The organism is Pseudomonas sp. C11, assembly GCF_034683865.1.
Taxonomy (GTDB): Bacteria; Pseudomonadota; Gammaproteobacteria; order Pseudomonadales; family Pseudomonadaceae; genus Aquipseudomonas.
Genome location: NZ_JAWIIP010000048.1, coordinates 1 through 286 on the forward strand (window position 1 = coordinate 1; position 286 = coordinate 286).

The window sequence follows — 286 nt, forward strand, 5'->3', positions numbered from 1 at the left end:
GCTCGAGCAGGGCCGCGTCCAGGCCGATCTGGCCGAATTCGTTGATCAGCACCGCCCAGCGTTCGTCCGCGGGCTTATGCGCCAACAGATGGCGGATCAGACTGGTCTTGCCGGCGCCCAACGGGCCGGCGATCAGGTGGGTGGGGATTTGACTGATCATGGCGCTATGGTCGGCGCTTCACTGCACAGACTGCAACGCGCAGGCATGCTAGAGTCGCCGGCAATTTTTGATGGAGCTCGTACGATGCGTGCATGGCTGTTGCTGTTCTCCGTGCTGCCAGGCCTG

Annotated in this window: 1 protein-coding gene; it reads right to left on the bottom strand. The window is 62.9% G+C overall.

Going from position 1 to position 286, the window contains the following annotated elements; all coding sequences use genetic code 11:
• A partial coding sequence (locus tag VC352_RS24875) for a GTP-binding protein (RefSeq protein WP_322982162.1) occupies positions 1-160 on the bottom strand: 160 nt, incomplete at its 3' end.
• Positions 161-286 lie beyond the last annotated feature (126 nt).